The organism is Verrucosispora sp. WMMA2121 (genome assembly GCF_027460185.1).
GTDB classification, from domain to species: domain Bacteria; phylum Actinomycetota; class Actinomycetes; order Mycobacteriales; family Micromonosporaceae; genus Micromonospora; species Micromonospora palythoicola.
In genome coordinates, this window is sequence record NZ_JAPZBH010000006.1 from 4966599 (window position 1) to 4991653 (window position 25055).

Here is a 25055-nt window from a genome sequence, read left to right on the forward strand (position 1 = left end):
GCGACCGTCAGAGCAGAGCGTCGAGCGCCGCGGCGGCGAAGACGATGGTCAGGTACGACGTCGACCAGTGGAACAGCCGCATCGGCTTGACCGGCTCACCCCGCCGGGCCCGCCCGGCGAGCCGGTGCGCCTCGGCCAGGAAGATCGCGCCGACCACCAGCGTCGGGACGCCGTAGACCGCACTCAGCCCCAGCGCCCACACGGCCAGCGAGGTCAGCACGGTCAGCCAGGCGAACAGCACGATCTCGGCGTTCACCCGCCGCACCGAGGCGACCACCGGGAGCATCGGGATGCCGGCCCGCGCGTAGTCGTCCTTGTACTTCATCGCCAACGGATAGAAGTGCGGCATCTGCCAGAAGAAGACCACCCCGAACAGCGCCCACGCCACCGGCGACAGCGAGCCGGTCACCGCCGCCCAGCCGATCAGCACGGGCGCGGCACCGCAGGCCCCACCCCAGAAGGTGTTCGCCGTCGTCGTGCGCTTGAGCCACAGGGTGTAGACCACGTCGTAGTAGACGATCGCGGCCAGCGTGAGCCCGGCGGCGAGCAGATTGGTGAAGGCCGCCATCAACGCGACCGAGACCACCGCCAGCGCCAGGCCGAAGATCAGCGCGTTGCGGGGCGTCACCGTGTGCGCCGGCAGCGGCCGCCGCTTCGTCCGCCGCATCAACTGGTCGATGTCCCGGTCGATGTAGCAGTTGAGCACGCTGGCCGCGCCCGCCGCGAGCGAGCCGCCGACCAGCACCACCGCGACCAACCACAGCGACGGCAGCCCGCCGTGCGCGAGCATCATCGCCGGCACCGTGGTGACCAGCAGCAGCTCCACGATCCGCGGCTTGGTCAGCGTCACGTACGCCGCCACCACCGCCCGCAGGTCGCGGGGGCGGGCTGGGGTCTCCCCGGCCGTACGCACCGGCGGCTGCCCGGCAGGGTTGCTGACGGGGCGCTCGGTGATCATGCTCACGGATTGCCACCTTCCGGCGTCGGGAGGGGAGGTCACGGCGGCGGGACCGACTCGGGTCCACACACCGACCCACACACTACGCGTCGTCGTTTTGGCTGCCCGGGCGACCCGGCAACGGTGCCAGTCGTCACACCTGGGGCTGGCGGCCGGGCCGGCGGCGGGGGTGAACCGCGAGACACGCCCGAAACGTACAGACCAGCATGCTGAGATCCTCGGGCGCACGTTTAGCCGCGCTCGATAGGGTCACCACTGAGGGTTCCGCCCATCTCGCCGAGGAGCACAAACCACCGTGGCTGCCAACCGACCCGCGCACCCCGCACTTGACTGGTCCGATCTCGACCGCCGTGCCGTGGACACCGTCCGCGTCCTGGCCATGGACGCCGTGGAGAAATCCGGCAACGGCCACCCGGGCACCGCGATGAGCCTCGCCCCTGCGGCGTACCTGCTGTTCAACCGGGTGATGCGGCACAACCCGGCCGATCCGAACTGGCCCGGTCGGGACCGCTTCGTGCTCTCCGCCGGCCACTCCAGCCTGACGCTGTACATCCAGCTCTTCCTCGCCGGCTACCCGCTGAGCCTGGACGACCTCAAGTCGCTGCGGCAGTGGGGTTCGCTCACCCCGGGGCACCCCGAGCACGGGCACACCCCCGGCGTGGAGACGACCACCGGCCCGCTCGGGCAGGGCCTGGGCAACGCCGTCGGCATGGCGATGGCGGCACGGCGCGAGCGCGGCCTGTTCGACCCGGAGGCCGAGGCCGGTGACTCCGCCTTCGACCACCACATCTGGTGCATCGCCTCCGACGGCGACATCGAGGAGGGCATCAGCCACGAGGCCAGCGCCCTGGCCGGACATCAGCAGCTGGGCAACCTCTGCGTGATCTACGACGACAACGAGATCTCGATCGAGGACGACACCCGGATCGCGCTGAGCGAGGACGTCGCGGCCCGCTACGCCGCGTACGGCTGGCACGTGCAGACCGTCGACTGGCGGCGCGGCGACGCCGACAAGGGCGACTACCACGAGAACGTCGAGGAGTTGTACCAGGCGCTGCTGGCCGCCAAGGCGGAGACCGCCCGCCCCTCGTTCATCGCGCTGCGCACCATCATCGGCTGGCCGGCACCGAACAAGCAGAACACCGGCAAGATCCACGGCTCGGCGCTCGGCGCCGACGAGGTGGCCGCCACCAAGGAGATCCTCGGCTTCGACCCGGCCGGCTCGTTCGAGGTCACCGAGGAGGTGCTCGGCCACACCCGGTCGGCGCTGCGGCGCGGTGAGACCGCCCAGCAGGAGTGGACGACCACCTTCGACGCCTGGTCGAAGGCCAACCCGGAGCGCCGCGCCCTCTACGACCGGCTGGCCGGCCGGAAGCTGCCCGAGGGCTGGACCGACGCCCTGCCGGAGTTCCCCGCCGACGCCAAGGGTGTCGCCACCCGGGCCGCCTCCGGCAAGGTGCTGGCCGCGCTCGCGCCGGTGCTGCCCGAGCTGTGGGGCGGCTCCGCCGACCTGGCCGAGAGCAACAACACCACGATGAAGGGCGAGCCCTCCTTCGTACCCAGCCAGTACGCCACCAAGGAGTTCCCCGGCCACGAGTACGGCCGGACGCTGCACTTCGGCATCCGCGAGCACGCCATGGGCGCGATCCTCAACGGCATCGCCCTGCACGGCGGCACCCGCCCGTACGGCGGCACCTTCCTGGTGTTCAGCGACTACATGCGGCCCTCGGTCCGGTTGGCCGCGTTGATGAAGCTGCCGGTGGTCTACGTCTGGACGCACGACTCCATCGGTCTCGGCGAGGACGGCCCGACCCACCAGCCGGTGGAGCACCTGACCGCGCTGCGGGCCATCCCCGGCCTGGACGTAGTCCGCCCGGCCGACGCCAACGAGACCGCGTGGGCCTGGCGGCAGGCGCTGGAGCACACCGACCGTCCGACCGCGCTGGCGCTGAGCCGGCAGGCGCTGCCGACGTTCGACCGCACCCAGCTGGCCAGCGCCGAAGGGGTAGCCAAGGGTGGCTACGTGCTGGCCGAGGCGTCCAACGGCAAGCCCGAGGTGATCATCATCGGTACCGGGTCCGAGGTGCAGCTCTGCCTCACCGCCCGGGAGCGGCTGGAGGCCGACGGCACCCCCACCCGGGTCGTGTCGATGCCCTGCCAGGAGTGGTTCTTCGCCCAGGACGAGGCGTATCGGGAGTCGGTGCTGCCGCGCGGGGTAAAGGCCCGGGTGAGCGTGGAGGCGGGCATCGCGATGTCCTGGCGCGGCATCGTCGGTGACTGCGGCGAGAGCGTCAGCATCGAGCACTACGGCGCGAGCGCGCCGCACTCCGTGCTCTTCGAGCAGTTCGGCTTCACCCCGGACCGGATCGTGGCCGCCGCGCACGCGGCGCAGACCCGGGTCGGCGACATCACCGGTTTCACCACCGGCAACTGAGGGAGGCGTTGGCGCACATGACGACCGACAGGCTGGGCGAGCTGACCGCCGCGGGAGTGGCGGTCTGGCTCGACGATCTTTCCCGGGTACGTCTGAACTCCGGCGGGCTGGACCAGCTGCGCCGGGAAAAGCACGTGGTCGGGGTCACCACCAACCCGACGATCTTCGCGAAGGCGTTGAGCGACGCCGACACCTACGACTGGCAACTGCGGGACCTGGCCGCCCGGGGTGTCGACGTGGAAGAGGCCGTCCGCATGCTCACCACGTACGACGTGCGGTGGGCCTGCGACGTGATGCGCCCGGCGTACGACGCCAGCGGCGGGGTCGACGGCCGGGTCTCCATCGAGGTGGACCCGCGGCTGGCCCACGAGGCGGAGCGCACCGTGGCCGAGGCCAAGGCGCTGTGGTGGCTGGTCGACCGGCCGAACCTGTTCATCAAGATCCCGGCGACCCAGGACGGCCTGCCGGCGATCACCGCCACGCTGGCCGAGGGGATCAGCGTCAACGTGACGCTGATCTTCGGGCTGGACCGCTACTCCGAGGTGATGGAGGCCTTCCTCGCCGGCATGGAGCAGGCCAAGGCCAACGGCCACGACCTGTCCAAGATCGCCTCGGTGGCGTCGTTCTTCGTCTCCCGGGTCGACAGCGAGGTGGACAAGCGGCTGGAGAAGATCGGCTCGGACGACGCCAAGGCGCTGCGCGGCAAGGCCGCTGTGGCCAACGCCCGGCTGGCGTACGAGCGCTACAGCGAGGTCTTCGGCAGCGACCGCTGGCGGGCCCTGGCCGACGCCGGAGCGCACCCGCAGCGTCCGCTGTGGGCCTCCACCTCGACCAAGAACCCGGACTACCGGGACGTCATCTACGTCGAGGAGCTGATCGCGCCCGGCACGGTCAACACCATGCCGGAGTCGGTCATCCACGCGTACGCCGAGCACGGCGAGACCCACCCGGACACCGTCACCGGCGCGTACGACGACGCCCGGGAGGTCTTCGCCGCGCTGGAGTCGGTGGGCGTGGACCTGGCCGACGTGATCGCCACGTTGGAGCGCGAGGGCGTGGAGAAGTTCGAGACGAGCTGGCAGGAACTGCTCGACGGCGTCCGCAAGTCGCTGGCCGCCGCCGGTCAGGGCAGCAGCAGTCCCGGCGACGCCGCCCGGGGCAACGCCGACGCCGCCGTGCGTGCCGGCGGAAATGCGTGACGGTGCCGTCATCCGCAGTACCCACGCCGCCACCTGGACCGGGTGGCGGCGTGGGTCGGTGGTACCACGGGAGCGGTTCACAGGTGGGTAGCTTTCTTCAGACAACCGGTACGGTCGGCGTTGATCTACCGGTGCCCGGAAACCCGTACTCAGTGAGGAGTCGCCGGTGACCGGCGCCCCTGGCCGGTCGGCGACGTCCGCTGCCGCACCGACAGCCGGCCGAGCGGTCGGCGGAACCGGTCCGGCCGGCCGGCGCGGTGGGTCGCTACGGGCATGACGATGGACGACGTGGACGAGCGGAGCGAGGAGGCGGCGTGAACCCGCTGCGCGACCCGCAGGATCGGCGGCTGCCCCGGATCCCGGAGCCGTGCGCTCTGGTGATCTTCGGGGTGACCGGTGACCTGGCCCAGAAGAAACTGCTACCCGCGGTCTACGACCTGGCCAACCGGGGGCTGCTGCCGCCCGGCTTCGTGGTCGTCGGGTTCGCCCGCCGGGACTGGGGCGACGGCGACTTCGCCTCGCTGGCCCGCGAGGCGGCCAAGGCCCACTCCCGGACACCATGGCGGGAAGAGGTGTGGTCACGACTCGAACACAACATCAAGTTCGTCGGTGGGTCGTTCGACGACGACACCGCCTTCGACAACCTCGCGCGCTGCCTGGAAGGCCTGCGCGACAGCCACGGCATCCACGGCAACGCGGCCTTCTACTTCTCCATCCCACCGGCGGCGTTCCCGGTGGTGCTCAAGCAGCTGGCCCGCACCGGCATGGCCGACAACGAGAAGTGCGGCGGCTGGCGCCGGGTGGTGGTGGAGAAGCCGTTCGGCAACGACCTGCCCTCGGCCAAGGCGCTCAACGACCTGGTCGACGACGTCTTCACCCGGCAGGACGTCTTCCGCATCGACCACTACCTGGGCAAGGAGACGGTCCAGAACATCCTCGCGCTGCGCTTCGCCAACAGCCTCTTCGAGCCGCTGTGGAACTCGCAGTACGTCGACTCGGTGCAGATCACCATGGCCGAGGACGTCGGCATCGGCAGCCGGGCGGGTTTCTACGACTCGGTCGGCACCGCCCGCGACGTGCTGCAGAACCACCTGCTGCAACTGCTCGCCCTGGTGGCGATGGAGGAGCCGACCAGCTTCGACGCCGACGAGATCCGGGCCGAGAAGCTCAAGGTGCTCAAGGCCATCACGCTGCCTAAGGACGTCGACCAGGGCACGGTACGCGGTCAGTACCTGCCCGGCTGGGTGGGCGGGCAGCGGGCCAAGGGGTACCTGGAGGAGGACGGCGTGCCGTCGACGTCGACCACCGAGACGTACGTGGCGGTGCGGCTGGGCATCCAGAACCGCCGGTGGGCGGAGGTGCCGTTCTACATCCGGGCCGGCAAGCGGCTGCCCCGGCGGGTCACCGAGGTCGCGGTGATGTTCAAGCAGGCGCCGCACCTGCCGTTCAGCCCGGCCGACATGGAGATGCTCGGCAACAACCAGTTGGTGATCCGGGTGCAGCCGGACGAGGGCGTGGTGCTCAAGTTCGGCTCGAAGGTGCCCGGCACCACGATGGAGGTCCGCGACATCGCGATGGACTTCCAGTACGGCGAGGCGTTCACCGAGTCCAGCCCGGAGGCGTACGAGCGGCTGGTGCTGGACGTGCTGATCGGCGACCGGACGCTGTTCCCGGACGCCGCCGAGGTCGAGCAGAGCTGGGCCGTGGTGGACCCGCTGGAGCACGCCTGGGAGGGCACCAGGCCCGAGCCCTACCGGTCCGGCGAGTGGGGTCCCCGGGCCGCCGACGAGATGCTGGCTCGCGAGGGTCGGGCCTGGCGGCGGGCGTGAGCGGACGGACCATCGGGCTCGGCAGCGCCGCGCCGCGCGCCGCCGGTGAGCGGAGCGGGGCGGCGACGCGCGGCGCGCGGAGCGAACGAGGCAGGAGGCTGCGGTGATCGGACTGTGGGACACCACCGGCAACGAGGTGGTCAAGGCGCTCGCCGCGGAACGACGCAGCGCGGGCGGGGTGGCCAGCGGCATGGCGCTGACCCTGATCGTGGTGGTGGACGAGAAGCGGGTCCGCGAGGCGGAGGCGGCGGCCACCATCGCCGCGGCCGCGCACCCGTGCCGGCTGCTGGTGGTGGTCCGCTCCGACGTGGACCGCGACCGCAACCGGCTCGACGCCGAGATCGTGGTCGGCGGGCGGCTGGGCCCCTGCGAGGCCGTGGTGATGCGGATGTACGGCCGGCTGGCGCTGCACGCCGAGTCCGTGGTCATGCCGTTGCTGGTGCCGGACGTACCGGTGGTGACCTGGTGGCACGGTGAGCCGCCGGAGGAGATCGCCACCGACTTCCTCGGCGTGGTGGCCGACCGGCGGATCACCGACTCCGCGCAGGCCGCCGACCCGATCGCGGCGCTGCGGCAGCGGGCCCGCGACTACGTCTCCGGTGACACCGACCTCGCCTGGACCAGGATCACGCCGTGGCGCACCCTGGTGGCCGGCGCTTTCGACACCACGGACGCGCAGCTCACCGAGGCCGTGGTGGTCGCGCCGCCGACCGACCCGACCGCCGCGCTGATGCGGGGCTGGCTGCGCAGCCGGCTCGGCATCAAGCCACGCTGGGACCGGGCCCGCGAGTTTCCCCGGATGCGGGAGGTCCAGTTGCGCTGCGCCAACGGCGACGAGTTGACGCTGACCCGGGAGGACAGCGTGGCCACGTTCCGGCGTACCGGCCAGGAGGATCGGATCCTGCCGCTGGTGCGTCGGCCGCTCGGCGACGAGCTGGCCGAGGAGCTGCGCCGGCTCGGCTCCGACCAGGTGTACGCGGAGGCGTTGGGCGCCTTCGCCGGGCTGGCCAACCTGGACCGGCGGCCCAGCCAGCGGGTGCACGTCTGGAAGGACCCGGCCACCGCCCAGCGGGCCGAGGCCGGCGTCACCGCGCACGCCACCACGCACACCGGCTCCTGACTTCCCACCCCTCCGGCACGCACGACATCGACCGCCCCGCGGTCGCGGAAGGACACCATGAGTGAGGCGAGTGTCGCCGTCCACGCCGACGCCGACCTGCTGGCGCAGGCGGTCGCGGCCCGACTGGTGGTGCGGCTGCTCGACGCCCAGGCCGCTCGCGGCCAGGCGTCGGTGGTGCTCACCGGCGGTCGGATCGCCGCGGCGGTCTACCGGGCGGTGGGCGCGCTGCCCGCCCGGGACGCGGTCGACTGGTCCCGGGTCGACTTCTGGTGGGGCGACGAACGGTTCCTGCCCGCCGGTGACCCGGAGCGCAACGAGACCCAGGCCCGCGCGGCGCTGCTCGACACGCTGCCGGTGGACCCGGCCCGGGTGCACGCCATGCCGGCCTCGGACGGCGGCGCCGACCCGGAGGAGGCCGCCGCCCGGTACGCCGCCGAACTCGCCCGGGCGGCCCGACCCGGCACCGCCGTGCTGCCCCACTTCGACGTGCTGATGCTCGGCGTCGGCGAGGACGGACACGTCGCCTCGGTCTTCCCGGAACACCCGGTCCACTACGAGAGCCGACCGGTGAGCGCGGTGCGGGGCAGCCCGAAGCCCCCACCGGTGCGCATCACCCTCACCCTCCCGGCGATCAACACCGCCGAGGAGGTGTGGCTGGTGGCCGGTGGCGGCGACAAGGCCCACGCGGTCGGCATGGCGCTGGCCGGTGCCGGACCGGTGCAGGTGCCGGCGGCCGGTGTGCAGGGTGTGGGGCGTACCCTCTGGCTGCTCGACCGGGCTGCGGCGGCCGACCTGCCGGCCCGCTTCCGCAGCCTGCGCTGACGCGGCCGGCGGCGGGCCGGACGCTACGACCGGCCGCGGCGCTGACGCAGCGCGGCGAGCGCCTCGGCGAGGATCGCTTCGCCCTCGGCGTCGGTGCGCCGTTCCTTCACGTACGCCAGATGGGTCTTGTACGGCTCGGCCCGGGTCCGGCCGGGCGGATCCTGGGCGTCCTGGCCGGCGGGTAGCCCGCAGCGGGGGCAGTCCCAGACCGTCGGGGCCGCCACGTCGGCGACGATCCGGATGTCGGTGCGGTGCCCGTTGCGGCACCAGTAGCTGACCGACCGGCACGGGACCGGCTGGTGGCGTTCGGGGGGACGTGGGGGCGCGGACCCGACGCGGGCGCCCCGGATGACGTGGCCGTTCGGCACGGCGCTGACTCCTGTCGTCGGAGGGGACCGCCGTCGGGGGGTGGACGGCGGGCGACGCGGTGCAGCGGGTGAAACGGACTGCGCGCGGCCCGTCGAGTGACGGACCGCGCGCAGATTGTACGCCTCGGGGGTCGGGTCAGACGCCCGTGCCCACCTCGAGCCGGAGCCAGAGACCGAGCCCGATGATGCAGGCGAACCAGACGATGCCCACCAGCACGGTGTAGCGGTCCAGGTTCTTCTCGGCCACCGACGAGCCGGCCAGGCTGGAGCTGACCCCACCGCCGAACATGCTGGACATCCCACCGCCCTTGCCGCGGTGCAGCAGGATGAGCAGGGTGAGCAGGACGCTCGTGATGACCAGCAACACGATCAACGTGTAGGCGAACCAGATCGGCATGGCGGGGGTCAGTCCTCTCGTTACGATCCTCGCCCGGGCAGTTCGGGCACGGCGGCACCGACCGGCGGACGGGCGGAGTCAAGGATAGCGAGCGATCAGCCGGTGATGTGCTCCGGGAACCGGCAGATCTTCGCGAACTCCTCGGCGTCCAGGCTGGCACCGCCCACCAGGGCGCCGTCCACGTCCGGCTGCGCCATGATCGAGGCGACGTTCGACGACTTGACCGAGCCGCCGTACAGGATGCGTACCCCGTCGGCGGTGGCCTGGTCCACGGTCTCGGCCAGCCGGGCCCGCAGCGCGCCGCACACCTCCTGGGCGTCCTCCGGGGTGGCCGTCTTGCCGGTGCCGATCGCCCAGACCGGCTCGTACGCGACCACCACCCGGAGGACCTGCTCCGGGCTGAGCCCCTTCAGGGCGGCGTCGAGCTGGTCGGTGCAGTGCGCCACGTGGGTGCCCTGCTCCCGGACGTCCAGCCCCTCCCCCACGCAGAGGATCGGGGTGAGCCCGTGGGTCAGCGCCGCCTGCACCTTGGCGCCCACCAACGCGTCGTCCTCGCGGTGGTACTGCCGCCGCTCGGAGTGGCCGACCGCCACGTACGTGCAGCCGAGCTTGGCCAGCATCGCGCCGGAGACCTCCCCGGTGTACGCACCGGAGGCGTGCGGCGACAGGTCCTGCGCGCCGTAGCCGATGAGCAGCTTGTCACCCTCCACGACGGTCTGCACCGTGCGCAGGTCGGTGAACGGTGGCAGCACCACCGTCTCCACCTCGGTCAGCTGCTTGTCGGTGAGGCTGGCCGCCAGCTTCTGCACCAGCAGGTTCGCCTCGAGGTGGTTGAGGTTCATCTTCCAGTTGCCGGCCATCAGCGGCCGGCGGGGGGCGCTCGCCATCAGTTCTCCAGGGCCGCGATGCCGGGGAGGGTCTTGCCCTCCAGGTACTCCAGGGACGCGCCACCGCCGGTGGAGATGTGCCCGAAGGACTTCTCGTCCAGCCCCAGGGCCCGCACCGCGGCGGCCGAGTCACCACCACCGACCACGGTGAACGCGTCGGCGCCGGCGATCGCCTCGGCCACCCCACGAGTGCCGTGGGCGAAGGCGGGCATCTCGAACACGCCCATCGGGCCGTTCCAGAAGATCGTCCGGGCGCCCTTGAGCGCGGCGGCGAAGCCCGCGACCGTCTTCGGGCCCACGTCCAGCCCCACCCGCTTGCTGGGAATGCCGTCCGCCGGCACGGTGTCGTGCGCGGCGTCCGGGGCGAACGCGTCGGCGGCCACCACGTCGACCGGGAGCATGATCTTGCCCTCGGAGCGCTCCAGCAGGTTGCGGCAGGTCTCCACCATCTCGGCCTCCAGCAGGGAGGAGCCGACCTCGTGGCCCTGGGCCTTGAGGAAGGTGAAGCACATGCCACCGCCGATGAGCAGCCGGTCGACCGTCGGCAGCAGCGCCTCGATCACCGCGAGCTTGTCGGAGACCTTCGACCCGCCGAGCACCACCACGTACGGCCGCTCCGGGTCGCCGGTGAGCTGCGAGAGCACCTCCACCTCGCGCAGCACCAGCCGGCCGGCGTAGTGCGGCAGCCGGGCGGGCACGTCGTGGACGCTGGCGTGCTTGCGGTGCACCGCGCCGAACGCGTCGTCGACGTACATGTCGCCGAGGGCGGCGAGCTGGTCGGCGAAGGCGCCCCGCTCGGCGTCGTCCTTGCTGGTCTCCCCCTTGTTGAAGCGGAGGTTCTCCAGCAGCGCCACCTCACCGTCGGCGAGCGCCGCCACCGTCGCCCGGGCCGACTCGCCGACCGTGTCGGTGGCGAAGTGCACCGCCGTGCCGAGCAGCTCACCGAGCCGCCCGGCGACCGGGGCGAGGCTGAACTGCGGGTCCGGCGCACCCTTCGGCCGGCCCAGGTGGGAGCAGACGACGACCTTGGCACCGGCCTCGGTCAACGCGCCGAGGGTCGGCAGCACCGCCCGGATCCGGCCGTCGTCGGTGATCGCGCCGGTCTGCTTGTCGAGTGGGACGTTCAGGTCGGCGCGCACCAGCACGCGCCGACCCGAGACCCCCTCGGCGAGCAGGTCGTCGAGGTTACGGATGCTCACAGCGACGAACCAACCAGCTTCACCATGTCGACCAGGCGATTGGAGTAGCCCCACTCGTTGTCGTACCAGCCGACGACCTTCACCTGGTTGCCGATGACCTTGGTCAGCGGCGCGTCGAAGATGCACGACGCCGGGTCGGTGACGATGTCGGCGGAGACGATCGGGTCCTCGTTGTAGGTCAGGATGCCCCGCAGCGGGCCCTCGGCGGCGGCCTTCAGCGCGGCGTTGACCTCGTCCACCGAGGTCTCCCGACCGACGGTGACGGTGAGGTCGGTGGCGGAGCCGGTCGGGATCGGCACCCGCAGCGCGTACCCGTCGAGCTTGCCCTTGAGGTCCGGCAGCACCAGGCCGATGGCCTTCGCGGCACCGGTCGAGGTCGGCACGATGTTCAGCGCGGCGGCCCGGGCCCGGCGCAGGTCCTTGTGCGGCGCGTCCTGGAGGTTCTGGTCCTGGGTGTACGCGTGGATGGTGGTCATCAGACCCTGCTGGATGCCGAACGTGTCGTGCAGCACCTTCGCCATCGGCGCCAGGCAGTTGGTGGTGCAGGAGGCGTTCGAGATGATGTTGTGCTTCGCCGGGTCGTACTGGCCGTCGTTGACGCCCATCACGACCGTGACGTCCTCGTTCTTCGCCGGCGCGGAGATGATGACCTTCTTGGCCCCGCCGTCGATGTGCGCCTTGGCCTTGGTGGCGTCGGTGAAGAAGCCGGTCGACTCGATGACCACGTCCGCGCCGACGTCGCCCCACGGCAGCGCCGCCGGGTCCTTCTCGGCGTACGCCTTGATGGACTTGCCGCCGACGGTGATCTCGTCGGCGGTGGCCTTGACCTCCTGCGGGAGGCGACCCAGGATGCTGTCGTACTTGAGCAGGTGGGCGAGCGTCGCGTTGTCGGTCAGGTCGTTGACGGCCACGACCTCGACGTCAGCGCCGGACGCCAGCACTGCCCGGAAGAAGTTACGGCCGATGCGGCCGAAGCCGTTGATGCCAACCCGGATGGTCACAGGTCCCATCTCCTCGCGTTCTGGTCCGCCGGCGTGGAGACCCTCGGCCGGCGAAGTGGTGTGCGCCGACCGTTGGAGCCGGCCGTTGACGGTTCATCCCGGCCACCTCGCCGCGGTCCGAGGGACCTGACCGCCGTCGAGGCGGTGGGTACGGCGGGGAGCACCGGTGCCGGCCCCCTTGCCGTACGCAGCGACCATATCCGAGCGCGCTGAGCCACGCTGCGCCGGGTGGTCGCCCCACCGTCCTATCAGACCACGAGCATGTCGGGCGTGACGGCCGCTTCGGTATCCGGGATGCCGAGGTCGCGGGCCCGCTTGTCGGCCAACGCCAGCAACCTGCGGATCCGTCCGGCGATGGCGTCCTTGGTCAGCGGCGGGTCGGCCAGCGCGCCCAGTTCCTCCAGGGACGCCTGCCGGTGCTCCAGCCGCAGCCGGCCGGCCGAGGTCAGGTGCTCCGGCGCGTCGTCGGCGAGGATCTCCAACGCCCGGGTCACCCGGGCCGCGGCGGCCACCGCCGCCCGGGCCGACCGGCGCAGGTTGGCGTCGTCGAAGTTCGCCAACCGGTTGGCCGTCGCCCGCACCTCGCGCCGGACCCGGCGCTCCTCCCACGCCAGCACGCTGGAGTGCGCACCGATGCGGGTGAGCAGCGCGGCGATCGCGTCGCCGTCCTTGACCACCACCCGGTCGACGCCGCGCACCTCCCGGTTCTTGGCGGTGATGCCCAGCCGCCGGGCCGCGCCGACCAGGGCCAGCGCCGACTCCGGTCCCGGGCAGGTGATCTCCAGGGCGCTGGAGCGACCCGGTTCGGTCAACGAGCCGTGCGCCATGAACGCGCCCCGCCAGGCGGACACCGCGCAGCAGACACTGGCGGCGACGACGTGCGGCGGCAGCCCGCGTACCGGCCGGCCGCGCACATCGAGCAGCCCGGTCTGCCGGGCCAGGGCCTCGCCGTCCTTGACCACCCGGACGATGAAGTGGCTGCCCTTGCGCAGCCCGCCGGAGGCGAGCACATGGATCTCACTCGGATAGCCGTAGACCTCGGCGATCTCGCGCCGCAACCGCCGGGCCACCGCGCCGGTGTCGAGCTCGGCCTCCACCACCACCCGCCCGGACACGATGTGCAGCCCACCGGCGAACCGCAGCAGCGCCGCCATCTCCGCCCGCCGGCAGCAGGGCTTGGGCACGTCGACCCGACTCAGCTCGTCCTTGACCGCCGCCGTCATCGCCATTGTGCGTCCCCTCACGGACCGGTTCCGGCGTGTCGCCGGAGATTACGTACGTGTCTAACGATCGGCGCCCAGTACAGGCACCAGGGCGGCGCCCAGAGCAGCCGGATCATGACGGGGAGTGCCGTCGTCGACCGCGACGGGAGCGAGGACCAGCCGGGCTCCCAGGGATTCTGCCGCACCGTGGACCGGTTCGGGGTCACCGACCGCCTTGGCGTCGGCGAGCACGAAGTCGACCGTCAGCTCCGGCAGGTACCAGCGCAGCGCCGCCAGGTGGTCGGCGACCGAGAGACCGAGCGTCTCCTTCTCGGCGGCGAGGTTGAGGGTGACCAGTCGCCGAGCCGGGCTGGCCAGGATCGCGGCGGCCAGCTGCGGCACCAGCAGGTGCGGCAGCACGCTCGTGTACCAGCTGCCCGGCCCGAAGATCAGCCAGTCGGCGGCACCGATCGCGGCGACCGCCTCCGCGCACGCCGCCGGCGCCTGCGGGGTGAGCCGCAGCGACTCGACCCGCCCGGTGGTGACCGCGACCTGGTGCTGTCCGCGTACGGTGCACACCTCGTCGGGGCGTACGGGGTCGACGCCGCGTACCCGGGCCTCGATGTCGACCGGCTGGCGGGACATCGGCAGCACCCGGCCGACCGAGCCGAGCATCGCCCCGGCGTGTTCCAGCGCCGCCACCGGGTCGCCGAGCAGCTCCATCAGCCCGCAGAGCACCAGGTTGCCCACCGCGTGCCCGGCCAGCCCGTCGGTCCGGCCATCCGCCGCCAGCTCGGCGAAGCGGTGCTGGAACAGCCCCGCGCTGCGCCGGGTCGCGGGATGGTCGCCGGCCAGCGCCACCAGCGCCTGGCGCAGGTCACCCGGGGGCAGCCCACCCCGTTCGGCCCGCAGCCGGCCACTTGAGCCGCCGTCGTCGCCGACGGTCACCACCGCCGTGATGTCCAGATCCAGCTCCGGGGCGCACCGACGCAGTGCCCGCAGCGAGGCGGACAGGCCGTGCCCGCCGCCGAAGGCCACCACCCGGATCGTCATTCCCGCCCCAGGTCGCGGTGCTGGGCGTTGGCGGCCAGCCCGGCGCGACGCAGTCGAGCGGCCAACTCCTCGGCGATCGCCACGCTGCGGTGCTTGCCGCCGGTGCAGCCGACCGCCACGGTCAGGTACCGCTTGCCCTCGCGCTCGAAGCCGGCCGTGGTGGCGTTCACCAGGTCCGCGTACGCGTCGACGAAGGCGTCCGCGCCCTCCTGTCCCAACACGTACGCGCTGACCGCCTCCTCGCGCCCGGTGTGCTCGCGCAGTTCGGGCACCCAGTAGGGGTTGGGCAGGAACCGGGCGTCCATCACGAAGTCGGCGTCCGGCGGCAGGCCGTACTTGAAGCCGAAGGAGATCACCGTGAGCCGCAGCCGGCGGGCGTCCTCCCCGCCGAACAGCTCCTCGACCCGGCGACGCAACTGGTTCACGTTGAGGTGACTGGTGTCGATGATCACGTCGGCCTGGTCGCGGGCCTCCTCCAGCAGGCCCCGCTCGACGGCGATGCCGTCGGCGAGCCGGCCGTCGCCCTGCAACGGATGCGAGCGGCGCACGCTCTCGAACCGGCGGATCAGCACCTCGTCGTCCGCGTCGACGAAGACCACCCGGGGGGCGTAGCCCCGCTCCTTCAGCTCCCGGATCGCCTCGGCCAGATCCGTGGAGAAGGCCCGGGACCGCACGTCCAGCACCATCGCGGTACGCCGGGCCGCTCCGCCCGCCTTCACCGCCAGCTCGGCCATGTCCAGCAGCAGCGCCTGCGGCAGGTTGTCGACGACGTAGAAGCCCACGTTCTCCAGGGCCCGGGCCACGGTGCTGCGCCCCCCACCGGACAGCCCGGTGACCACGACCAGGGTGGTGTCCGTCTCGGCGGTCGCCCCGGTCTGCTCACCGGGTACGCCCGCACGGTGACCGGTCGTGTGCGCCTCGCCCACCCGTCAACCCCTCCATCGGTGCTGCCCCGGTCGATCCCGACCGGGCACGGTCAAGCAGCGACTCTAGCTCGCCCGTGTCGGGCTCCGTGGGAGGCACCGCCGCCGCGCTGATCCCACCACCGGCCGCTGTCGTCGGGCCGCCCGGTGCACGCCAGCGCTCCGGTTCCCGCCGCCGCCCATGTCTCGCTCCGCGCCCTTTGCTCTGCTTCAACCAGCGCAACAGTCCGCGGGCTGAACCGTTGCGCCCGGTGCAGCAGAGCACGGGAGAGGAGGCTGGTCGTGTCGGCTGACCGACGGCGCGCGACGCGTGGCGCGGCTATCCTCCGGCCATGGGCAGGCACGGGGCGCGGCTGCGCTGGGTGGTGGCGCTCGTGTCCGTCACGGTCGCCGTGCTGGCCACAGTGCACCGTTACGTCGACCGCGAACGGGAGTGGGCCGACGGCGGCGACACCCTGGCGGTGACCGTCCAGGCCAGCCTGCCAGAGCCGGACGGTGTGGCGGACGCGGTCGTCGCGTTCGGTTGGCCCGAGCCGGCGGACAACGTCATCGGCGACCGCGGCAGACAGTCGGTGGTGTTGCGGCTGCGCTGGTCGGGGCCGCCCCGAAAGGGCCACTACCAGGTCATCCTGCTCGACTCCCGGGTGGAACCCGCCCGGGTGGTGCAGCCCTACGCCGGCTGGGACGCCGACGGCGGCACCGGTTCCAACTGGGCCGGAGCGTACGACGTGCTGGCCGACCGCTACCCCTGGCTCGCCGACACCGCCACCCGGGAGGAGCCCGAGGGCACGTTCACCACTGCACCCAACGTCGGCGCGGTGGGTACCCGAGCGACGGCCGACGGCAGCCTGATCGCCGTCTTCCGGCTGGTGCCCGGCGCCCTGCCGCTGACCGACCCGTCGCGCCTGGCGGTGGCGTTCTGCTACGTCGATCCCGACGGCGACGTCCGCTGGGCCAAACGGGTCCCCGTCCCGCCCGCCCCGTGAACCCCGCCCAGCTTCGCACCGTGGCACCGTAGGTCGTCGACACGCCGAGCCGACCGCGCCGGAACTGCCACAGACCCGAGCGCCGAAGACAGCCGCTCGTAGAATCCTCGGATGGTCTCCCCCGCCGACGTGAGCATCACCGACCTGGCCAGCTCCGACGCCCCGACCGGGGAGAAGGTGACCGCGGCGCTGGATGTGCTGCGGCGGGTCTTCGGGTACGACTCGTTCCGGGGTTTCCAGCGCGAGGTCATCGACCACGTGGTGGCCGGCGGGGACGCGCTGGTGCTGATGCCGACCGGCGGCGGCAAGTCGCTGTGCTACCAGATCCCGGCCCTGGTGCGCGACGGCGTCGCCGTGGTGATCTCGCCGCTGATCGCGCTCATGCAGGACCAGGTCGACGCGCTGACGGCGGTCGGGGTGCGCGCCGGTTTCCTCAACTCCACCCTCGACCCGGACACCCGCCGGCTGGTCGAGGCGGAGTTCGTGGCTGGCGAGATCGACCTGCTCTACCTCGCGCCGGAGGCGCTGGCCAGCCGGGGCACGCTGAACCTGCTGGACCGGGGGCGGATCGGCCTGTTCGCCATCGACGAGGCGCACTGCGTGTCGCAGTGGGGCCACGACTTCCGGCCGGACTACCTGAACCTGTCGATGCTGCACGAACGCTGGCCGGGCGTACCCCGCATCGCGCTGACCGCCACGGCGACCAGCGCCACCCGGTCCGAGATCGCCACCCGGCTGAGCCTCACCGAGGCACGGCACTTCGTGGCCAGCTTCGACCGGCCCAACATCCAGTACCGGATCGTGCCGAAGCGGGAGCCGCGCAAGCAACTGCTGGCCCTGCTGCGCGACGAGCATCCCGGTGAGGCGGGCATCGTCTACTGCCTGTCCCGGGCCTCGGTGGAGAAGACCGCCGAGTTCCTGGTCGCCAACGGCATCGACGCGCTGCCGTACCACGCCGGCCTGGACGCCGGCACCCGCGCCGCCAACCAGCAGCGCTTCCTGCGCGCCGACGGCGTGGTGATGGTGGCGACGATCGCCTTCGGGATGGGCATCGACAAGCCCGATGTGCGGTTCGTCGCCCATCTCGACCTGCCGAAGTCGGTCGAGGGCTACTACCAGGAGACCGGCCGCGCCGGCCGCGACGGGTTGCCGTCGACCGCCTGGCTGGCGTACGGGCTGCAGGACGTGGTGCAGCAGCGGAAGATGATCGACACCTCCGAGGGCGACCTGGCGCACCGGCGCAACCTCGCCGCCCACCTCGACGCGATGCTGGCGCTCTGTGAGACGGTCCGCTGCCGCCGGGCGCAGCTGCTGGAGTACTTCGGCGAGCCGGCCACCGGCGGCTGCGGCAACTGCGACACCTGCCTGGAACCGCCCGAGTCCTGGGACGGCACGGTGGCCGCGCAGAAGCTGCTCTCCACCGTCTTTCGGCTGGACCGGGAGCGCAACCAGCGGTTCGGTGCCGGGCACTGCGTCGACATCCTGCTGGGCCGCACCACCGACAAGATCACCCAGCATCGGCACGACTCGCTCACCGTGTTCGGCATCGGTGGTGAGCTGAGCGAGGCGGAGTGGCGCGGCGTGGTCCGGCAACTGCTCGCCGAGGGGCTGCTCGCCGTCGAGGGGGACTACGGCACACTGGCGCTCACCGACGCCAGTGCCGAGGTGCTCGGCCGGCGGCGCACCGTGATGCTGCGTCGCGAGGCGGCGCGCCCGGCGAAGGCGGCCAAGCCGCGTGGTGCGGCCACCGTGGTCGCCGAGCTGCCGGCGGAGGCGGCCGGCACGTTCGAGCGGCTGCGGGCCTGGCGGGCGGCCACCGCCAAGGAGCAGGGCGTACCCGCGTACGTCATCTTCCACGACGCCACGCTGCGCCAGATCGCCGCCGAGGCGCCGTCGTCGCTGGCCGAGCTGTCCCGGATCAGCGGCGTCGGCGAGAACAAGCTGGCCAAGTACGGCGAGCAACTCCTCGGAGTGCTCGCCGACGCCGCCTGAGGTACCGCCCACCCTCGTCAAGATCCCCGCAACCTCTCAAGATCCGCGCAACTTCGGGGATGTTGCTGGCTCAGGCGCCGTGGAGACCGCAACATCCCCGAGCTTGTCTCATCCTGTTTGTGCTGGTGGTGGGGGCTTGACGTGGTGGTGTGAGGTGTTTGGTCGCAGGCCATGGGTTAGTTGATCTTTGTGGTGATCGTTTGTCTGGGTCAGCGGTTGATTTCGGTGTTGGTGAGGACGAGTAGGGCGCGGAGCAGGGTGGTGGCGTGGTGGTGCCAGCCGTGGCGTAGTCGGGTGAGGATGCGCCAGTTCTTGAGGTGGGCGTGGGCGTGTTCGTTGGCGACGCGTTCGCGGGCGAGCAGGGTGTTGGCGGTTTTCTCGGCGGGGGTGAGTTTGTGGTTGCGGCAGGCGCGGCGGCCGACGAGGACGGTGGGGTTGGTGGTGGGTTGGTCGTCGAGGCGGGTGTGGATGCGGTCGCAGATGATCGCGAGGTGATGGTGGCGCAGGCGGGCGGGCAGGTGCAGGCGTTTGGCGTGGGTGGCTTCGTGGAGTCGTGCGGGGGTGGCCGCGGAGAGCCAGAGGAGTCGGCCGTGTTGGTCGGTCAGGGTCATCACGCGTAGGTGGTGGACTTTGTGTTTCAGGCACCAGTGGCGTCGTTCTTTGGCCTTGTCGGCGGGTGCGTGCACGGGCACGCAGGTGCCGTCGAGCAGGAGTGGCTGTTCGTGGTAGGTGCGGGCGGCGGCCGCCAGGACACGGTCCAGACGTGGCGCCATCCGCGCCACGGTGGTGATGACTTGTCTGACCCAGCGGCGGACGCTGTGGTGGGACACCCCGTGGGCGGCGGCGAGGTCGGCGGGACGCTGGTCGTGGCGCAGTACCGCCAGGACGATCGTGGTGGTCTGCAGGTCGGATAGTTTGCGCCAGCGGGACTTCACCTGCCGCCGGTAGGTGCGTATCGCCTCGGTCACCAGCGCGACAGTGTCACTGGACACGGGCAGGCGGACTTGGTAGACCAATTCGTGGCCCTCGGTGGGCGGATTGATGTGTGTCACGACCAGCAACCCTCGCCGAGGGTTCCTTCATGTCCCGGGTCGCCACGCCGCAGACTTCCCGCGGAATCCGAGTCAGACGATCACCACAAAGATCATCCGGCCCCTGACCTGCAACCAAACACCTGCCATGCCCATGTCAAGACTCGCCCACCAGCACAAACAGGATGAGACAAGCTCCCCGAAGTTGTCAGCTGGCGGGAGGTTCGGGGGTGCGGAGGGCGGTGAGGATCGCTTCGGCGGTACGCCGGCCGACGCCGGGGACCTCGGTGATCTCCTCGACGGTGGCGGCCGAGAGACGTTTCAGCGAGCCGAAGTGACGCAGCAGCGCCTTGCGGCGTACCTCGCCCAGGCCGGGGACGTTGTCCAACGCCGAGGTGGTCATCCGCTTGGAGCGGCGCTGCCGGTGGAAGGTGATGGCGAAGCGGTGCGCCTCGTCGCGTACCCGTTGCAGCAGGTAGAGCCCTTCCGAGGCGCGCGGCAGGATGACCGGGAAGTCGTCGTCTGGCAGCCAGACCTCCTCCAACCGCTTGGCCAGCCCGCACAGCGCCACGTCGTCGATGCCCAGCTCGGCGAGGGCCTGCGCGGCGGCGGCGACCTGCGGCGCGCCGCCGTCGACCACCACCAGCTGCGGCGGGTACGCGAAACGCCGTGGCCGGCCGGTGGTCGGGTCGACAAGCACGCCGATGCGCGGCTCGTCGCCGCCGTCGGCCGCGTCCAGCTCAGCGGGGAGGGCGTCAGCTTCGACACCCGCCTCGCCGGTCTCGGCGCGCGCGTCGAGGTAGCGGGCGAAGCGGCGGCGCAGCACCTCGGACATCGCCGAGAGGTCGTCGGTGGCGCCACGGATGATAAACCGGCGGTACTCGCTCTTGCGGGGCAGCCCGTCCTCGAAGACGACCATGCTCGCCACCACGTCGGTGCCCTGGATCTGCGAGATGTCGAAACACTCGATGCGCAGCGGCGCCGTCCGCAGGCCGAGCGCCTCGGTGATCTCGTCGAGGGCCTTGCTGCGGGTGGTCAGGTCACCGGCCCGCTTGAGCTTGTGCCGGGCCAGGGCGTCCGTGGCGTTGCGTTCCACCGTCTCCATCAGGGCCCGCTTGTCACCGCGCTGCGGCACCCGCAGGGTCACCCGGCCGCCCCGGTGGGCGGAGAGCCAGTCGGCCAGGGCGTCGGCGTCGGCGGGCAGCTCGGGGACCAGCAGTTCCCGTGGCACGTCGGCCTCTCCGTGCTCGCCGCCGTAGACCTGCGTGCAGAAGTGGTGGACCAGGTCGCCGGTGGTCAGCTCCTCGGTCTTCTCCACCACCCAACCGCGCTGGCCGCGTACCCGGCCGCCCCGGACGTGGAAGACCTGGACCGCGGCTTCGAGCGGGTCGTCGGCGAAGGCCACCACGTCGGCGTCGGTGCCGTCACCGAGCACCACGGTCTGCTTCTCCATCGCCCGGCGCAGCGCGGCGACGTCGTCGCGCAGCCGGGCTGCCCGCTCGAACTCCAACTGCTCGCTGGCCTCGGTCATCTCGCGTTCCAGCTTGCGGACCATGGTGTCGGTGCGCCCGGCCATGAAGTCGCAGAAGTCGTCGACGATCTCGCGGTGCCGCTCGGCGGAGACGCTGCCGACGCAGGGGGCCGAGCACTTGCCGATGTAGCCCAGCAGGCAGGGCCGGCCGACCTGACCGGCCCGCTTGAACACCCCGGCGGAGCAGGTGCGGGCCGGGAAGACGCGCAGCAGCAGGTCGAGCGTCTCGCGGATGGCCCAGGCGTGTGAGTACGGCCCGAAGTAGCGCACCCCCTTGCGCTTGGCCCCGCGCATCACCTGGAGCCGTGGGTACTCCTCGTCGAGGGTCACCGCCAGGTAGGGGTAGGACTTGTCGTCGCGGTAGCGGACGTTGAACCTCGGGTCGTGCTGCTTGATCCAGAGGTATTCGAGCTGGAGCGCCTCGACCTCGGTGCCGACCGTGACCCAGTCCACCGCCTCGGCGGTGGTGACCATCTGCCGGGTGCGCTGGTGCAGCCCCCACAGGTCGGCGAAGTAGGAGTTGAGCCGGCTGCGCAGGTTCCTCGCCTTGCCCACGTAGATGACCCGGCCGGTGCCGTCGTAGAAGCGGTAGACCCCCGGTGCCTCGGGAATCGTGCCCGGCGCGGGACGGTAGGTCGACGGATCAGCCACACTCCGAGACTAGTCGCCACCCCCGACAGCCCGAATCATCCCCGGATGACCGTTACGGTGCGGACCGACGCGGCCTCGATCGATACCTTCCAATCTCGGGCACGGCGGCCTACCATCCAGTAACCGAATGTTCTTCATGTAATGATCCCGTCCGATGGCCCCCGTCCACAGAGGATCGCCATGACCGGTCACACCCCCGCCCGCCGGCTGCTCGCCGGTGCCACGACCGCCACCGCCGTCGCCGCCCTCCTCGTCGCGGCCCCGACCACCGCCACCGCGACCACCGTCCCGACCGAGCACGCGACGAACACCCGCACGTCGACCGCCGCGAGTGCCTTCGCCACCGACGACTACTGCCTCGGCGAATGCTCGGAGATCCTGCCGCCCGGCCAGAACGGCAACGCCACCCTCGTCGAGATCCTCGGCAACCAGGCCTTCGGCACCCTGCCCCGGCACTCCGCCGACCAGCTCGGCCGGTACGCCGACCTCGTGTACGGCTACGCCGGGCTGCGCGAGGACCAGATCGACACCTTCTTCCACGACGCCTCCTTCGGCGTCGCCCCCAGCCAGGTGGAACGCGACTACTCACCCCGCGCGGACGTGCGCATCCTGCGGGACCGGGCCACCGGTGTCCCGCACATCACCGGCACCACCCGCGCCGGCACCATGTTCGGCGCCGGCTACGCCGGGGCCGAGGACCGGCTGTTCACCATGGACCTGCTGCGGCACGTCGGCCGGGGCACCCTGACCCCGTTCGCGGGCGGGGCACCCGGCAACCGGGCGCTGGAGCAGAGCGTCTGGCGCACCTCCCCGTACACCGAGGCCGACCTGACCGCGCAGGTCGCCGCGCTGCGCGGTAAGGGTGAGCGCGGTGAGCAGCTCTACGCCGACGTGCAGGAGTACATCGCCGGGATCAACGCCTACATCCGTACCTGCATGGCCAACCGCAACTGCCCCGGGGAGTACGTGCTCACCGGACACCTCGACGCGATCACCAACACCGGTGGCCCGGAACCCTTCGTGATGACCGATCTGGTCGCCATCGCCGGGGTCGTCGGTGGCCTGTTCGGCGGCGGGGGCGGCACGGAGATGCAGTCCGCGCTGGTCCGCATCGCCGCCCGGGCCAAGTTCGGCCCGGTCGAGGGCGACCGGGTGTGGCAGGGCTTCCGGGGACAGAACGATCCGGAGACCGTGCTGACCCTGCACGACGGGCAGAGCTTCCCGTACGGCGACGCCTCCCCCGACGCGCCGAGCGTGGTGCTGCCGGACGCCGCTTCGGCCCGGGTCGAGCCGGTCGTCACCGACCCGACCGGCTCCGCCACCACCACCGGCGGCTCGAACAGCGCCTCGGAGCTGGCCGCCGCGCTGTCCGGGCTGACCATCGACCCGGCACACCGGGGCATGTCCAACGCGGCGGTGATCTCCGCCGAGCACTCCACCAGCGGGCACCCGGTGGCGGTCTTCGGGCCGCAGACCGGCTACTTCTCCCCCCAACTGCTGATGGTCCAGGAGTTGCAGGGGCCGGGCATCAGCGCCCGGGGCGCCGCCTTCGCCGGACTCAACCTCTACGTCCTGCTCGGCCGGGGCCAGGACTACGCCTGGAGCGCCACCTCCTCCGTGCACGACATCACCGACACCTACGCGGTGCCGCTCTGCGTACCCGGCGGTGGCACGCCGACGCTGGGCAGCAACCACTACCTGTTCCGTGGCCAGTGCCGGGCGATGGAGGAGCTGTCCCACGTCAACCGCTGGCGCCCCACCGTCGCCGACGGCACCGCCGCCGGGTCGTACAAGCTGGTCGCCTGGCGTACCAAGCTCGGCCTGGTGGCGTGGCGGGGCACCGTCGGCGGCGTGCCGCACGCCTTCACGAAGCTGCGCTCCACCTACGGGCGGGAGGCCGACTCCGCGATCGGCTTCCAGATGTACAACGATCCGACCCAGATGGGCTCGGCGGCGGCGTTCCGCACCTCGGCGAACAACGTCGAGTACGCGTTCAACTGGTTCTACGTCAACTCCACCGAGTCGGCGTACTTCAACTCCGGGCTCAACCCGCTGCGGGCCTCCGGCAGCAACCCGAGCCTGCCGATGAAGGCCGAGCGGGCGTACGAGTGGCAGGACTTCGACCCGGAGACCGGCACCGCCCGGTACGCGCCCGCGTCGGCCCACCCGCAGTCGACGAATCAGGACTACTACGTCAGCTGGAACAACAAGCAGGCCAAGGACTTCGGTGCCGCCGACGGCAACTTCAGCTTCGGCGCCGTGCACCGCGGTGACCTGCTGGACAAACCGGTGAAGGCGGCGCTGGCGGCGGGCCGCACCTTCGACCGGGCCTCGCTCACCGAGCTGGTGCAGCGGGCCGGGCTCACCGACCTGCGCGGCGCCGAGGTGCTCGGCGAGCTGCTCCGGGTGCTGGAGAGCCAACCCGTCACCGACGCCGCCCTGGCCACCGAGATCGCCCGGCTGAAGGCGTGGCGGCAGGCCGGCGCGCTACGCGTGGAGACGGCCAGTGGCAGCAGGGTCTACCAGCACGCCGAGGCGATCCGGACGCTCGACGCCTGGTGGCCGCTGCTGGTCCGGGGCATGTTCCGGGCCCCGCTCGGCGCGGAGCTGTACCAGTCCCTGGTCAACACCCTTCAGGTCAACGAGTCACCCTCCGGCCACCAACAGGGCGACGTGTCGAACCTGCCGTCGTCGGCGAACAGCGCCCAGACGCACAAGGGCTCGGCCTTCCAGTACGGATGGTGGGGTTGGGTCGACCGGGACCTGCGGGCCGTCCTGGGCGACCCGGTGGCCGGCGGGCCGGGGCGTACCTTCTGCGGCGACGGCGACCTCGCCGCCTGCCGGCAGGTCCTGCTCGACACCCTGCGCACGGCGGCGACCACACCGGCCACGCAGACCTATCCGGGAGACGACACCTGCGCCGCCGGCGACCAGTGGTGCGCCGACGCCATCGTCCAGTCGCCGCTGGGCGGCATCACGCACGCCACCATCGCCTGGCAGAACCGTCCCACCTACCAGCAGGTGGTGTCGTTCCCCGCCCGACGCGGCGACGACCTGACCAATCTGGCCGCCGGCCGCCCGGTCACCGCCTCCAGCAGCCAACTGTTCCATGGTGCCGGCCGTGCCGTGGACGGCGACCTGGGCACCCGGTGGGCCAGTTCGTGGTCGGACAACCAGTGGCTGCGGGTCGACCTCGGATCGGTCCGGCAGGTCGGTCGGGTAGCCCTGGCCTGGGAGGCCGCCTACGCCCGGTCGTACCGGGTGGAGGTCTCCACCGACGGCGCCACCTGGCGGCCGGCCTGGTCGACCACCACCGGCGACGGCGGGACCGACGTGGTCAGCTTCGCCCCGCAGCAGGCCCGGTACGTGCGGATGTACGGGCTGACCCGGGGCACGTCCTACGGCTTCTCACTGTGGGAGATGTCGGCATACGCCCAGTGAGGCCGACGGTCGTGGCCGGGACGACACCGTC

The 25055-nt window shown here is 71.8% G+C and carries 19 protein-coding genes; 8 read left to right on the forward strand and 11 right to left on the reverse strand.

The features are described from left to right. Positions 1 to 7: 7 nt before the first annotated feature. Positions 8 to 964 carry a heme o synthase gene (locus O7605_RS31120; RefSeq protein WP_269742523.1) on the reverse strand — a complete coding sequence of 319 codons (957 nt, stop codon included), beginning with the start codon at positions 962 to 964 and terminating at the stop codon, positions 8 to 10. A 289-nt stretch (positions 965 to 1253) separates the two neighbouring features. Between O7605_RS31120 and tkt the strand changes: the two genes are divergently transcribed. From tkt to pgl, 5 genes are all read left to right on the forward strand, one after another. Next, positions 1254 to 3392, forward strand: coding sequence for a transketolase (gene tkt, locus O7605_RS31125; protein WP_269742524.1), 2139 nt, complete (start codon positions 1254 to 1256; stop codon positions 3390 to 3392). Between the two features lie 17 nt (positions 3393 to 3409). Beyond that, entirely contained in the window at positions 3410 to 4591 is a 1182-nt protein-coding gene (gene tal, locus O7605_RS31130; RefSeq protein WP_269742525.1) for a transaldolase, read from the forward strand. Positions 4592 to 4905: 314 nt separating this feature from the next. After that, on the forward strand, positions 4906 to 6420 hold the full coding sequence (gene zwf, locus O7605_RS31135; protein WP_269742526.1) for a glucose-6-phosphate dehydrogenase: 1515 nt from the start codon (positions 4906 to 4908) through the stop codon (positions 6418 to 6420). Between the two features lie 103 nt (positions 6421 to 6523). Then, complete coding sequence (locus O7605_RS31140) at positions 6524 to 7540, forward strand: glucose-6-phosphate dehydrogenase assembly protein OpcA (protein ID WP_269742527.1); 1017 nt, start codon at positions 6524 to 6526, stop codon at positions 7538 to 7540. A gap of 57 nt (positions 7541 to 7597) precedes the next feature. Further along, positions 7598 to 8362: a 6-phosphogluconolactonase gene (gene pgl / locus O7605_RS31145; RefSeq protein ID WP_269742528.1), complete on the forward strand. Its 765-nt coding sequence runs from the start codon at positions 7598 to 7600 to the stop codon at positions 8360 to 8362. Positions 8363 to 8385: 23 nt separating this feature from the next. On the opposite strand, the gene O7605_RS31150 is transcribed toward pgl, so the two are convergent. From O7605_RS31150 to rapZ, 8 genes are all read right to left on the reverse strand, one after another. Next, positions 8386 to 8730 (reverse strand): RNA polymerase-binding protein RbpA, encoded by a 345-nt coding sequence (locus tag O7605_RS31150; RefSeq protein WP_093401449.1) that lies wholly within the window; start codon positions 8728 to 8730, stop codon positions 8386 to 8388. A 136-nt stretch (positions 8731 to 8866) separates the two neighbouring features. After that, on the reverse strand, positions 8867 to 9127 hold the full coding sequence (gene secG / locus O7605_RS31155; RefSeq protein ID WP_093401450.1) for a preprotein translocase subunit SecG: 261 nt from the start codon (positions 9125 to 9127) through the stop codon (positions 8867 to 8869). A gap of 95 nt (positions 9128 to 9222) precedes the next feature. Continuing rightward, positions 9223 to 10014 (reverse strand): triose-phosphate isomerase, encoded by a 792-nt coding sequence (gene tpiA / locus O7605_RS31160; protein ID WP_269742529.1) that lies wholly within the window; start codon positions 10012 to 10014, stop codon positions 9223 to 9225. Continuing rightward, entirely contained in the window at positions 10014 to 11213 is a 1200-nt protein-coding gene (locus O7605_RS31165; RefSeq protein ID WP_269742530.1) for a phosphoglycerate kinase, read from the reverse strand. Before O7605_RS31165 ends, tpiA begins: the two co-directional genes overlap by 1 nt. After that, the gene (gene gap, locus O7605_RS31170; RefSeq protein WP_269742531.1) at positions 11210 to 12214 is read right to left on the reverse strand and encodes a type I glyceraldehyde-3-phosphate dehydrogenase; all 1005 of its coding nucleotides are present in this window, start codon (positions 12212 to 12214) and stop codon (positions 11210 to 11212) included. Before gap ends, O7605_RS31165 begins: the two co-directional genes overlap by 4 nt. Positions 12215 to 12462: 248 nt before the next feature. Further along, positions 12463 to 13443 (reverse strand): DNA-binding protein WhiA, encoded by a 981-nt coding sequence (whiA, locus tag O7605_RS31175; protein ID WP_093401454.1) that lies wholly within the window; start codon positions 13441 to 13443, stop codon positions 12463 to 12465. A 54-nt stretch (positions 13444 to 13497) separates the two neighbouring features. Continuing rightward, the gene (locus O7605_RS31180; protein ID WP_269742532.1) at positions 13498 to 14469 is read right to left on the reverse strand and encodes a gluconeogenesis factor YvcK family protein; all 972 of its coding nucleotides are present in this window, start codon (positions 14467 to 14469) and stop codon (positions 13498 to 13500) included. Beyond that, positions 14466 to 15314: an RNase adapter RapZ gene (rapZ, locus tag O7605_RS31185; protein WP_210827651.1), complete on the reverse strand. Its 849-nt coding sequence runs from the start codon at positions 15312 to 15314 to the stop codon at positions 14466 to 14468. Before rapZ ends, O7605_RS31180 begins: the two co-directional genes overlap by 4 nt. 410 nt (positions 15315 to 15724) lie before the next feature. Between rapZ and O7605_RS31190 the strand changes: the two genes are divergently transcribed. Then, positions 15725 to 16378 (forward strand): hypothetical protein, encoded by a 654-nt coding sequence (locus tag O7605_RS31190; RefSeq protein ID WP_269742533.1) that lies wholly within the window; start codon positions 15725 to 15727, stop codon positions 16376 to 16378. A gap of 111 nt (positions 16379 to 16489) precedes the next feature. Then, complete coding sequence (recQ, locus tag O7605_RS31195; RefSeq protein ID WP_269742534.1) at positions 16490 to 18370, forward strand: DNA helicase RecQ; 1881 nt, start codon at positions 16490 to 16492, stop codon at positions 18368 to 18370. 209 nt (positions 18371 to 18579) lie between these two features. Here recQ and O7605_RS31200 read toward each other — a convergent pair whose 3' ends face one another. Both O7605_RS31200 and uvrC read right to left on the reverse strand, forming a co-directional pair. Next, a complete protein-coding gene (locus O7605_RS31200) occupies positions 18580 to 19422 on the reverse strand; it encodes a transposase family protein (protein ID WP_269738927.1) in 843 nt (280 codons plus the stop codon). 187 nt (positions 19423 to 19609) lie between these two features. Further along, positions 19610 to 21583, reverse strand: coding sequence for an excinuclease ABC subunit UvrC (gene uvrC, locus O7605_RS31205; protein ID WP_269742535.1), 1974 nt, complete (start codon positions 21581 to 21583; stop codon positions 19610 to 19612). Between the two features lie 180 nt (positions 21584 to 21763). On the opposite strand from uvrC, the gene O7605_RS31210 reads away from it, so the two are divergent. Then, positions 21764 to 25024, forward strand: coding sequence for a penicillin acylase family protein (locus O7605_RS31210; RefSeq protein WP_269742536.1), 3261 nt, complete (start codon positions 21764 to 21766; stop codon positions 25022 to 25024). Positions 25025 to 25055: the final 31 nt, after the last annotated feature.

Bases quoted from the DNA above. Each gene is read 5' to 3' on its own strand.
- tal (WP_269742525.1), top strand. From the start codon at position 3,410: ATGACGACCGACAGGCTGGGCGAGCTGACCGCCGCGGGAGTGGCGGTC.
- pgl (WP_269742528.1), top strand. From the start codon at position 7,598: ATGAGTGAGGCGAGTGTCGCCGTCCACGCCGACGCCGACCTGCTGGCG.
- secG (WP_093401450.1), bottom strand. From the start codon at position 9,127: ATGCCGATCTGGTTCGCCTACACGTTGATCGTGTTGCTGGTCATCACG.
- tpiA (WP_269742529.1), bottom strand. From the start codon at position 10,014: ATGGCGAGCGCCCCCCGCCGGCCGCTGATGGCCGGCAACTGGAAGATG.
- whiA (WP_093401454.1), bottom strand. From the start codon at position 13,443: ATGGCGATGACGGCGGCGGTCAAGGACGAGCTGAGTCGGGTCGACGTG.
- O7605_RS31180 (WP_269742532.1), bottom strand. From the start codon at position 14,469: ATGACGATCCGGGTGGTGGCCTTCGGCGGCGGGCACGGCCTGTCCGCC.
- O7605_RS31190 (WP_269742533.1), top strand. From the start codon at position 15,725: ATGGGCAGGCACGGGGCGCGGCTGCGCTGGGTGGTGGCGCTCGTGTCC.
- recQ (WP_269742534.1), top strand. From the start codon at position 16,490: ATGGTCTCCCCCGCCGACGTGAGCATCACCGACCTGGCCAGCTCCGAC.
- O7605_RS31210 (WP_269742536.1), top strand. From the start codon at position 21,764: ATGACCGGTCACACCCCCGCCCGCCGGCTGCTCGCCGGTGCCACGACC.